Origin of the sequence: uncultured Microbacterium sp. (assembly GCF_913776565.1) — a bacterium.
In the GTDB taxonomy this organism is placed as follows: domain Bacteria; phylum Actinomycetota; class Actinomycetes; order Actinomycetales; family Microbacteriaceae; genus Microbacterium.
In genome coordinates this window covers 1-9685 of record NZ_CAJYPF010000219.1, presented here as the reverse complement: position 1 = coordinate 9685, position 9685 = coordinate 1, and the positions used below count along the sequence as shown (strand labels likewise).

12 protein-coding genes and 1 pseudogene are annotated in these 9685 nt (G+C 68.6%); 7 read left to right on the top strand and 6 right to left on the bottom strand.

From position 1 onward, the window contains the following. A pseudogene (locus QZ433_RS12365) lies at window positions 1-465 on the bottom strand (hypothetical protein); the annotation flags it as partial. A gap of 140 nt (window positions 466-605) precedes the next feature. Between QZ433_RS12365 and QZ433_RS12360 the strand changes: the two are divergent. Then, complete coding sequence (locus tag QZ433_RS12360; protein WP_295783913.1) at window positions 606-2075, top strand: glycosyltransferase family 2 protein; 1470 nt, start codon at window positions 606-608, stop codon at window positions 2073-2075. Between the two features lie 91 nt (window positions 2076-2166). Here QZ433_RS12360 and QZ433_RS12355 read toward each other — a convergent pair whose 3' ends face one another. Both QZ433_RS12355 and QZ433_RS12350 read right to left on the bottom strand, forming a co-directional pair. Beyond that, the gene (locus QZ433_RS12355) at window positions 2167-3108 is read right to left on the bottom strand and encodes a response regulator transcription factor (protein ID WP_295783911.1); all 942 of its coding nucleotides are present in this window, start codon (window positions 3106-3108) and stop codon (window positions 2167-2169) included. Window positions 3109-3228: 120 nt separating this feature from the next. Next, a complete protein-coding gene (locus QZ433_RS12350; protein WP_295783919.1) occupies window positions 3229-4248 on the bottom strand; it encodes a glycoside hydrolase family 6 protein in 1020 nt (339 codons plus the stop codon). An 80-nt stretch (window positions 4249-4328) separates the two neighbouring features. Between QZ433_RS12350 and QZ433_RS12345 the strand changes: the two genes are divergently transcribed. Further along, the gene (locus tag QZ433_RS12345) at window positions 4329-4643 is read left to right on the top strand and encodes an ATP-dependent DNA ligase (RefSeq protein ID WP_295783908.1); all 315 of its coding nucleotides are present in this window, start codon (window positions 4329-4331) and stop codon (window positions 4641-4643) included. Between the two features lie 25 nt (window positions 4644-4668). Here the strand turns inward: QZ433_RS12345 and QZ433_RS12340 are convergent, their stop codons facing one another. After that, window positions 4669-5124, bottom strand: a complete 456-nt coding sequence (locus QZ433_RS12340; protein ID WP_295783905.1) for a MarR family transcriptional regulator — start codon at window positions 5122-5124, stop codon at window positions 4669-4671. A gap of 188 nt (window positions 5125-5312) precedes the next feature. Here QZ433_RS12340 and QZ433_RS12335 point away from each other — a divergent pair, with 188 nt between their 5' ends. Continuing rightward, complete coding sequence (locus QZ433_RS12335) at window positions 5313-5639, top strand: hypothetical protein (RefSeq protein WP_295783902.1); 327 nt, start codon at window positions 5313-5315, stop codon at window positions 5637-5639. Between the two features lies 1 nt (window position 5640). On the opposite strand, the gene QZ433_RS12330 is transcribed toward QZ433_RS12335, so the two are convergent. Further along, a complete protein-coding gene (locus QZ433_RS12330; protein ID WP_295783899.1) occupies window positions 5641-5934 on the bottom strand; it encodes a hypothetical protein in 294 nt (97 codons plus the stop codon). Between the two features lie 165 nt (window positions 5935-6099). Here QZ433_RS12330 and QZ433_RS12325 point away from each other — a divergent pair, with 165 nt between their 5' ends. The 4 genes from QZ433_RS12325 (at window position 6100) to QZ433_RS12310 (ending at window position 8574) form a co-directional block, all read left to right on the top strand. Next, entirely contained in the window at window positions 6100-6477 is a 378-nt protein-coding gene (locus tag QZ433_RS12325) for a hypothetical protein (protein WP_295783897.1), read from the top strand. 3 nt (window positions 6478-6480) lie between these two features. Beyond that, on the top strand, window positions 6481-7023 hold the full coding sequence (locus QZ433_RS12320; RefSeq protein WP_295783894.1) for a 2'-5' RNA ligase family protein: 543 nt from the start codon (window positions 6481-6483) through the stop codon (window positions 7021-7023). After that, window positions 7017-7394, top strand: coding sequence for a PPOX class F420-dependent oxidoreductase (locus QZ433_RS12315; RefSeq protein ID WP_295783890.1), 378 nt, complete (start codon window positions 7017-7019; stop codon window positions 7392-7394). Before QZ433_RS12320 ends, QZ433_RS12315 begins: the two co-directional genes overlap by 7 nt. Before the next feature lie 241 nt (window positions 7395-7635). After that, window positions 7636-8574 (top strand): helix-turn-helix domain-containing protein, encoded by a 939-nt coding sequence (locus QZ433_RS12310; protein ID WP_295783888.1) that lies wholly within the window; start codon window positions 7636-7638, stop codon window positions 8572-8574. Window positions 8575-8610: 36 nt separating this feature from the next. On the opposite strand, the gene QZ433_RS12305 is transcribed toward QZ433_RS12310, so the two are convergent. Continuing rightward, on the bottom strand, window positions 8611-9576 hold the full coding sequence (locus QZ433_RS12305; RefSeq protein ID WP_295783916.1) for an LLM class F420-dependent oxidoreductase: 966 nt from the start codon (window positions 9574-9576) through the stop codon (window positions 8611-8613). Window positions 9577-9685 lie beyond the last annotated feature (109 nt).

Below are 9685 nucleotides of genomic sequence, written 5' to 3'. Positions count from 1 at the left end.
GCTCAAGACCGCGGGTCTTGCCGCCTTCAGATCACCGAGCGGTCGTCGGGCGCACTCGAGCGCCCCGAGGGAGCCGAAGACGGCAAGACCCGCGGTCTTGAGCAGCGTCGCATCCTCGAGGGGGGCGAGGAAGGTCAGGCCGAACATCAGGATGGCGCCGGCGCCGGTGCTGACCGCGCCGATCGCCCGACGGCCGTTCAGTCGCCGAGCGCCCGCCCAGAGAAGCCCCGGGGCGAGCAGGTTCGCGGCGTTTCCGCCAGCAGCGGCTCCCACACCGCCCCCGGCTGTCTCGAACGCATTCATCGCGCCGCACACGAGTGCCGCGATCGCAGCCAGGCCGAAATAGCGCACCATGTCGGCCCGAGGGCCGCCCCTGTCATCGTCGGGCCGCCCGTGGGCGAGGATCAGCATCGTGAGGGCGACGCCCGCGGCGAGGATGGATGCGAGCAGCGCGAGGACGAGCACGAGTCGTCTCCTTCTGCGGCGCGACGCAATCTTGAGGAAATCTTGCGCAGACGGTCGCCGTGGGAGGCGGTTGTCTTGCGGTGAACCTACCAGAGTGGGACATGGCCGATCCGCCACTACACCGACAGGAAGACGTCGCCATGACCGATGCGCGCAGCTTCACCCCCAATGCTCGTGATTTCACCATGCAGTCGCGCGAGCTGGCGGCGGCCGAAGAGCACGGCTTCGCCGACGATTTCGCCGCGGTGCTCGAGAACACGTCGGTGCACCGCTCGACGATCGGGTGCGTCATCCCGGCGTACAACGAGGAGGAGTCGATCGCGGACGTGATCGAGGCGCTCCTGTCGCAGACGCGGGTTCCCGACGTCATCCACGTCGTCGTCAACAACACCTCGGATGCGACCGTGAAGATCGCCTCGGAGTACAGCGGCCCGCACGAGATCCACACCGAGCTCGGCGAGCAGTTCACCGAGGTCTTCGTCCACGACATCGGCAAGAACCCCGACAAGAAGGTCGGCGCGCTCAACTACGGCTACTCGCTCGTCGAGGGGTACGACTACCTCCTCGGCGTCGACGGCGACACGATCGCCGACAGCAAGGCCGTCGAATACCTCGAGACCGAGGCCGTCTCGGACTCGCGCATCGGCGGGATCTCGGCGATCTACACGATCGACGACCAGCCCATCAAGGGTCTGATGGCCCGGTTCCTGACCGCCGGCCAGCGCACGCAGTTCGCCGCCTTCAACCTGCAGAACATGCTGCGCGGTCGCAACATGGCCGTGCTCGGTGGGCAGTTCTCGATCTTCTCCACCAACGCCCTGCGCGACGCGATGAAGCAGAACCATCAGACCACCCCCTGGGTCAAGGACTCCGAGGTGGAGGACTCGCTGCTCTCGTTGCAGATCAAGAGTGCTGGATACCTCACCAAGATCAGCCCCTACGCCCGCGCGGACGTGGGCGGCATGACGACCCTGTCCGGCTACGACGCGCAGCAGGTCAAGTGGACCTACGGCGCCATCGAGCTCATGTGGCCCGGGCAGCGCGGCGACACGAAGGGTCAGCCGTTCCACCCGAACCTGCGTCTGCGCTGGTTCGAGAACTTCGGCATGCTGACGAACCTCTTCGTCCGCGTGGCCTTCCTGACGCTGCTGGCGGGTTCGTTGTCGATCGGCGCCTTCGTCTTCTCGCCCCTCTGGCTCATTCCGCCGGTGATCGCCATGCTGCTGAACCTGCGCATCGCCCGCACGATGAAGTACTGCAACCGCACCGACATCTTGTTCGCGATCCTGTTCCTCCCCGCGGAGCTGTTCATGTGGATCCGCATCAGTCACTTCGTTCGTTCCTGGACGCGCTTCCTGTCGCGCAAGAAGGTCGACAACTGGGCGATGCAGGCCAAGGCCGAGCGCGGTGGCGGCCTCGGCCACTGGACGCCGATGGTGGTGCTCATCGCCGTCGCGATCGCGCTGGCCGTGATCTGGGTCATGGTCGGCCCGATCGTCCAGTCCTCGATCCTGTGGATCGGATGGCCCATCGTGGGCGTGGTCACCGTGCTCCAGACCCTCCTGATGTTTTCCAAGCTCGTCCGTCGCCAGCACGGCTTCAAGGTCTGACGGACCCTCGATCTGACCGCCCGAACGCGTCAGAAACACGGATGCCTCGGCCCTGGGGAGGGTCGAGGCATCCGTCATACGCGGGTGCGTGTCAGGGCGCGGCGAGAAGCTCCGAGGTCAGGCGATAGCCGACGCCACGCACCGTCTCGATGTAGCGCGGGTTCGCCGGGTTGTCGCCGAGCTTGCGGCGGAGGTTCGTCATGTGGGCCTCGATGGCGCGCTTGTCCGCCTCGCCGACGAAATAGCTCGTGACGTAGGACTCACCGCGCAGGACGAGGGTGAGGTCCGCCTTGCTGCGAACCCGGCGCTTGGACTCCATCAGGGTCGCGAGAAGATCGAACTCGGTCCGGGTCAGGTCGAGTTCTTCGCCGGCGACCCGCACGAGACGACTGTCGGGGTCGAGCTGGAGGTCGCGATGAGCGACCCACGTGCCGCCGGTGGGAGTCAGCTCGCCGGCGGGTGCGCGGTGCGCGATGTCCGTGCCGGGGGCGGACCCACGCGGCTCGGGACCCTGGGACGAGGGGACGACGACCGCCGCGGCCGGCGCGGGCGCGGGCGCGGGCGCCGCTGCGGGCGTTTCCGTCCGCGGCGCCGGGAACGACGGGCCCACGCTGTCCTGCCGGGGAGCCGCGGAGGGGGCGGCGTCTCCGCTGCGCGGACGACGCAGGAGCGCCTCGATCCGTGCCCGGAGCTCGCGCGGGCGGAAGGGCTTCACGACGTATTCGTCTGCCCCGGCGCCCAGACCGAGGACGACGTCGGCCTCCTCTTCGAGACCCGTGAGCATGATGATGTACGTGTCGCTCTGCGCACGGATACGGCGAGCGGCTTCGAAGCCGTCGATACCCGGCATGTTCACGTCGAGAGTGGTGATGAGCGGCTGATAGGCGATCACGGCCCGGACGCCGTCGATACCGTTACCGACCGAGACCGTCGAGAAGCCTGCTGATTCGAGCACCTCGACGAGGAGGTGCCTGATGTCGGGATCGTCTTCGACGATGACGGCTGTCTTCAGCAGCTCGGTGCTGTCGCTCATATGACCCACTCTTCCGGCTTCGCACGAGATCGTGCCCGCGTACTCCCCCGAGACACGGCGTCGCGACGCGACGTGCGCAATCTTGGCACATTTCGGGTGCGCATCCCGTGAGGAGGGCTGTCAGCGCTGCTCGCGCGTCAACTCGACGGCGGCGCGCGGCCACCACGTGCCCGCGTCGGGACCGCCGTTGCAGGTCCCGTCACTCTCGCCCGGCGGCTTGATCCACAGGTTCGTGTCGACGACTCCGTCGCCGTAGGTACCGCCAAGGCTGCCGACCAGCCTGCCGTCGGGGTTGCACCACTCGGACCCGGCGGGCCCCGCTCCGTTGCGTGAGGTGTCGATCACGGCGTGGATCCCGCCGAGCTGGTCCGACAGTGCGTGGGCATAGGCGAACTCCGCGGCGGTGTCCTGGTAATTGGACACGTTCAGGGCGACGCCGCGCACCTCCCCCAGCAGCCCGGTAGCACGCAGGAGCCCGGCCATCTCGGCGGGTGGATGCCAGGCCGAGTGGCCGCCGTCGAGGTAGATCCAGGTGTCGATTCCACGGATGCCGTCGACCGCCGTCCGGAGGTATTCGGCCCGGTTCTCGATGGAACCGCACGAGGACGCCAGGGCGATGCTGTCGGGCTCGAGGATGACGATCTTGCGGACGTCCGAGGCGTTGTTCAACGCAGCGCCGATGCGCGCGGTCCACTTCCGGTAGGAGTCCGGATCGAGACCTCCCGCCGAATGACTTCCGCAGTCGCGATCGGGCAAGCCGTACACCGCGATCGACAGTGTCGCCTTCTGCTGACGGGCCTCCGCGGCGAGATGGGCGACACGGTCCCACACCTCGTCGATCGGATCGATCTCCGGGGTCAGCCAGTAGGTCGTGGGTTGGGCGGCCAGCCACTGCGCGGCCGCGTTCCGCTCCGCGTCGGCGTCCTCGAGGCGCGCAGCCTGGGCGGCCTTGGATTCATCCGCGACCACGATCTTCGTGTCGACGGCCGGGGGAGTGGCGGCCAGGGTCCGGAACAGCGTCGTCACGAGGTTGCCCACGACGGCGATTCCGACGATCGCGGCGACCACGACCACGATGGCGACGATCGCGAGGACGGGGCGCGGGATGCGACGAAGATTCTCGGTGATGCGTCGTCTCATCTGCACTTTCCGACTCTAGCCGAGGGTGCGCCGTGCGGAATCGGAGTAGTTAAGTCCATTCCGCGGGATAAGCTGTCAGGGTGGGAAAACTGGTTTACAACACGCTCGGCCACTCGTTCGATATCGAGGACCGGACGTTGGCCCACCTGCGCGTCGTGTTCATGAACAAACTCCGCCGCGGAGAGCCGTTCATGTTCCATTTTCCGATGGGTGACGGCAGCGGGACGCGGACGCTGTGGATTTCGCCGTCCATCCCCCTCGTCTTCCACTTCTACGGCAGCCGCGCGCCGCAGTTGAACCGGCGCTGGGTCGATGACCTGATGAACGAAGCGAGCGCGCCGCAGGGGCTCAGCATCGTGACCGAACCCGACCCCGAGTCGGCGCCCGCGCTCTGAGCTCCCGCGCTGCGCTCGTCGCCGATCAGGCGCATTCCGCGTCGACGACCTCGCGCACACGATCGAGGAATGCCGCGAGCTGGCCGGCGGTGTCCTCGGGCAGAGCCAGCGCGAACTCCCGGATGCGGGCTGTCACCGGGTCGATGGCGTCGGGGTCGGCATCCCGGTCGAAGGGGACGACGTATTTGCTGCGCCGATCGGACGGATTGGCGACGAAGCCGATCAGGCCCCCTGCGTGCAAGCGATCGAGCATCCCGGTCACCGAGGCGGTGGAGATGGCCAGCGCCTGTGCGATCTCGGTCGGGGTGACCCCGGCGCCCGCGTCGGCGCGTTCGAGGATCAGGCGCATCGCCGCGCGCGCGTTCTCGCTCGGGCCGCAGTCGCTCTGACGGCGGCGGGCGAGTCGGGCTTCCGCCAGGCGCAGACGTTCGACGGCGCGCGCCGCCGTCGTGGCCTGATCGTCTTCGGTCTCGATCGTCATCAGTCTCCTCGAGCGTCTCAGCCCCCGTTTCGCCATTGTAGTTCGGCTGCCGAGATTCCAGTCGACCGATCTAATTCGGTCTGCGTCTAAAAACCTCCTCCGACATCGGTGACGGGAGCTTCCTCCCTTGCGATAGTTAGGTTGTCTAGTAAAATATCGAGAGCCGGGATATCCGGAAGGAGAGGCTCATGGGCTTACTGTTCTACGGTTCTTCCGAGAGCCCGATCCACGTGCCGGACCGTGTGCTCGCGCACATCAAAGTCGTGATCGCGACCAAGCTCCGCCGTGGCGAGAGCTTCACCATGTCGTGGCGTCACCCCGCCGGGGAACACGCGGGGCGCAGCACGATCTGGCTTCAGCCCTCGATCCCGTTGCGGTTCGTGTTCGGGGCGACCGAGCCCGAGGTGCTCGATCCCGCACTGCTTCAGACCTACGCCACGTCGGCGAACTCTTCGAGTGGACTGACGGTCGATCTCGACGAGCATCCCGCGACGACACCGACGACAGCGGGATGAGTCAGGCGCGCCCGGCGGCGTGACGGTGGGCGATCGCCGACATCCACTGCATCCCCGGACACGGGGGAGCGGACCGGCCGCGCATGCGCTCCCAGGCCTCGACGTAGATGCCTTCGAGCAAAGCATCGGCCCGGGCGGCCACCCCCGTCAGTGAGAGCAGGACGGCATAGACGCGCGGCGCGGTGGCATCGTAGAACGCGACGAACGCATCGCAGTCGCCTGTTGCGGCGCGCCGCAGGAGGGCGTCCACGTCGTCGTCGTGCGTGGCGCGGGCCGCTGCGTCCGTCATCGTCATGGAACACCTCCTCCGTCCTGAACAGTCAACAGCGCCCGACCATCCGCGGCCCGGGGTTGCGCAATCGGGACGGGTGATCTAACGGCTCTCGGATCGCGGTCGAGAGCGTGCCGGCACGCTCGTCAACCCCGCCCGCAGGCTCGGACCGGTGGGTAGCGTTCTCACATGAGATCTGTGGTGCGTTGGACGCTGGCACTGGCGATGCTGTTCGCCGGGATATCCCACCTCACCTTCGCGCGGCAGGATTTCCACGCTCAGGTACCCGATGCCCTTGTCGAGGAGGGCCCTCTCGATCGCGATGCGGTGGTCGTGGCATCCGGGGTCGTCGAAGCAGCCTTCGGACTCGCCCTGCTCGCCCTGCCGCGTGAGAGGCGACGTGTCGGAGCGGCGCTCGCGGCCTTCTTCGTCGCCATCTTCCCCGGCAACATCGATCAGTGGCGGAAGGGTCGTTCCGCGTTCGGTCTCGACACCGATCGCAAGCGCTTCGCGCGGTTGTTCTTCCAGCCGGGTCTGGTGGCGGCCGCCTGGTGGTCGACGCGCTGACCGATGGCGGACGTCGTCAGTCTCGAACTCCTCCTGGACGAACAGGCGGATGCCGCGGTGCGTGAGGAGTGGCAAGTGCTGGCGCGGGCCGGGTTGCCCAGTCAGGCGCAGCACAAGGGCGAGAGCAATAGGCCGCACATCACGATGCTCGTGCGTGCGGGTCTCGCTCCGATCACCGTCGAGCGCCTGACACCCCTCTTCCCCCTTCCGGTGACCCTCGGCGCGCCCCTGCTCTTCGGCTCCGGTCGTACGCGCGTCATCGCGCGATCGGTCGTGCCGACAGCGGCGCTGCTCTCGCTGCACGCCCGTGTGCATGAGACGGCGGGCCCCGGGGGAGATGCCGACCACACCCGTCCGGGGGCGTGGACGCCGCACGTCACCCTCGCCCGGCGGGTTCCGATCGACCGTGTGGGTGAGGCCCTGGCCGTGTGGTCCGAGGCCGGGGCGCAGGAACTCACGGCGCACGCGGTGGGGCTGCGCCGATGGGATGCCGCATCCCGCACCGTGACGGACCTCGTCGGTCATGGCACGCTGGAGACGTGCTGACCGACGAAGCGCGCGAGTTCCTGCGCGAGTACCACCTGGCCACCCTGTCGACCATCGGACGGGATGGTCGCGTCCATGCGGTGCCCGTGGGGTTCACCCACGAGGACGGGATCGTCCGGGTCATCGGATCCCGGGGGACGCAGAAGTTCGTCAACGCGGCGCGCAACGGGCGGGCGTCGATCTGCTCGGTCGACGGGGCGAAGTGGATCAGTTTCGAGGGCCCGGCACGGGTCACGGACGATCCGGATGCCGTGGCCCACGCCGTCGCGTTGTACGCGGCCCGCTACCGCCAACCGCGGGTCAATCCCGAGCGGGTCGTGCTCGAGATGACCGTCGAGCGGGTGCTGGGCTCGGCCGCGTTCCGCGCCTGACACGCTCGAGCATCCGCCTGGCACGGGCCGCGGGGCGAACGCGATATTGTTCTGACGTCACTCCCCGGACACGGTTTTGTCGAACGCTCGACGAGAGGCGTATGCGGGTGGGGTCACAGGCGCGGATGAGAAGACGGCCGGCGCTGTTCCACCGTTCCCGGCTCTCGATCGATGGGGGAGGTTCATCCTCGTGCAGAACGTGCACGGCTCCTCCCCGGATTCCCGCAGAGGGGATGCCGTCATGACCGCTGATCCGTCCACCGAGAGCCGTCTCGACGACGTGCTGCGGACCCTCGCTCGTCGTGTGCGCCGGCTCCGCGAGGAGCGCGATCTCTCGCTGGTGGCGCTGTCGTACGAGTCGGGTCTGTCGGAATCCCGTCTGCGGGCGATCGAGGCGGGTCGCACCACGGCGTCGCTGGCGACCCTCGTCGCCCTGGCGGAGACGTTCGAGATCGGTGTTTCGGAACTGTTCGCCGAAACTGCCGTCCCCGAGCGATCCATCGACGAGGTCGGCGAGTCTGTCGAAGCCGGGTGGGGCGGGCCTTTACCCCCGGCCCCGTGGTTGACGGCGACACCCGCACCCCATGCGACGGCCAGTGCCTACGTGGTGCCGAGCGAAGTCATCTGGGGAGGCGATCTGCCCCCCGCGCCGTGGACGGACACCGTCGCTCCCCGCGACATGCCCGAGCCGTCCGCGATCCGACGCGTTCCGGCGGCCGAGGCCCCCCGCGCAATCGCGTCCGACCGCATCGCCGCCACGGAGCACACCTGGGGCGGGCCGCTGCCGGCGGCGCCCTGGGACACGGGGACGCCGGCGTTCCCTCCGCCCGTCATCGAGAGCGGCCGTGAGTCACCGCCGGACCCGCGCCCGGTCACCGATGCGCCTCCGCGGCCGTCCGCGGCGGCTCACGTGCACCGCCGGGCGGCTGAGCAGGGGATGGGCGGCGCGTCGCGGTACGTCCTGGTCGCCCCGGACGCGGCGGCACCGAAGGAATTGCGCACCTTCGCCGACCTGCGCGAGGGCCCCTTGGAAGGGCGGAGCTTCCGCTCGTTGCGGGAGTTCGCCGTGGCGGCCGTCGCCGAGGCGGACCATCCGCTTCCGGCGGTGGCGCGCGTGTTCAGGCTCCCGGTGTGGCGTCTCGAACAGTGGGTCGTCGAAGCCGGGTACAGCGTTCGCTGACCGGTGAGGGCGGCTCGCACCGCCCCCACCGGGTGATCACAGGGCGCGGAGCTTCTCGAGCAGCGGCGCGGCGACCTCGTCGACGAAACGCTGCTGCTGGGCGTCGCCGACCTGGACGATCGCGATGTCGGTGAAGCCGGCGTCGATGAACGGCCGGACACTCTCGGCAAGCTCGTCGAGGTCGGGGCCGCACGCGATCGACTCCGCGACGTCCTCGGGACGGACGAACTGCGACGCGCCGGCGAACCCCGCCGGCGTGGGCAGGTCGGCGTTCACCGACCATCCACCCGCGAACCAGCGGAACTGGTCGTGCGCGCGGGCGATGGCGGCATCCTTGTCCGGATCCCAACTGATCGGGATCTGACCGATCTTGCGGGACTCGCCGTCGTGGTGCTCGTCCCACCCCGACACGATGTCGGCGTCGGGCTCGGTGGTGATGAGGTGGTCGCCCAGAGGGGCGAATGCCTTTATCGAGTTCTCACCCGAGACGGCCACTCCGATCGGGACGCCGCCCTCGGGGGCATCCCACACGCGTGCCGAATCGACGCGGAAGTATTCGCCGTCGTAGGTCACCAGGTCGCCGGTGTGCAGCGCGCGGATGATCTCGATCGCCTCGACGAGCATGTCCTGGCGGGCGTGGACCGCGGGCCAGCCCTCGCCCACGACGTGCTCGTTGAGGTTCTCACCCGAGCCCAGACCCAGGGTGAATCGACCGTCCGAGAGCAGCTGGAGCGTCGCTGCCTTCTGCGCCACCACCGCCGGGTGGTACCGAACGGTGGGGCAGGTGACGTACGTCATGAGCTCGACGTCGGAGGTGGCCTGGGCGACGGCGCCGAGGACCGTCCAGGCGTAGGGAGCGTGGCCCTGGCTGGTCAGCCACGGGGAGTAGTGGTCGCTCGAGACGAGGAAGTCGTATCCGGCGCGCTCGGCGCCGATCGCGTAGTCCACGAGGGCCTTGGGGCCGCTCTGCTCGGTCATGAGGGTGTAGCCGAATCGCGTCATGCGGCCACGGTAGGACGAGCGCGGAACGGGGTCGGCGGGGTTGCGCTCCGTGTCGCGATACGGCAGACGACGGCGGGCCCGCCGCTCACCCTGCGGGCCCGCCGGGTCC

Excerpts from the sequence above, each read along its gene's own strand:
- QZ433_RS12335 (WP_295783902.1), top strand. The coding sequence starts at position 5,313 with ATGGGCTTACTGTTCTACGGTTCTTCCGAGAGCCCGATCCACGTGCCG.
- QZ433_RS12350 (WP_295783919.1), bottom strand. The coding sequence starts at position 4,248 with ATGAGACGACGCATCACCGAGAATCTTCGTCGCATCCCGCGCCCCGTC.
- QZ433_RS12305 (WP_295783916.1), bottom strand. The coding sequence starts at position 9,576 with ATGACGCGATTCGGCTACACCCTCATGACCGAGCAGAGCGGCCCCAAG.
- QZ433_RS12340 (WP_295783905.1), bottom strand. The coding sequence starts at position 5,124 with ATGACGATCGAGACCGAAGACGATCAGGCCACGACGGCGGCGCGCGCC.
- QZ433_RS12330 (WP_295783899.1), bottom strand. The coding sequence starts at position 5,934 with ATGACGATGACGGACGCAGCGGCCCGCGCCACGCACGACGACGACGTG.
- QZ433_RS12355 (WP_295783911.1), bottom strand. The coding sequence starts at position 3,108 with ATGAGCGACAGCACCGAGCTGCTGAAGACAGCCGTCATCGTCGAAGAC.
- QZ433_RS12325 (WP_295783897.1), top strand. The coding sequence starts at position 6,100 with ATGAGATCTGTGGTGCGTTGGACGCTGGCACTGGCGATGCTGTTCGCC.
- QZ433_RS12360 (WP_295783913.1), top strand. The coding sequence starts at position 606 with ATGACCGATGCGCGCAGCTTCACCCCCAATGCTCGTGATTTCACCATG.
- QZ433_RS12310 (WP_295783888.1), top strand. The coding sequence starts at position 7,636 with ATGACCGCTGATCCGTCCACCGAGAGCCGTCTCGACGACGTGCTGCGG.
- QZ433_RS12320 (WP_295783894.1), top strand. The coding sequence starts at position 6,481 with ATGGCGGACGTCGTCAGTCTCGAACTCCTCCTGGACGAACAGGCGGAT.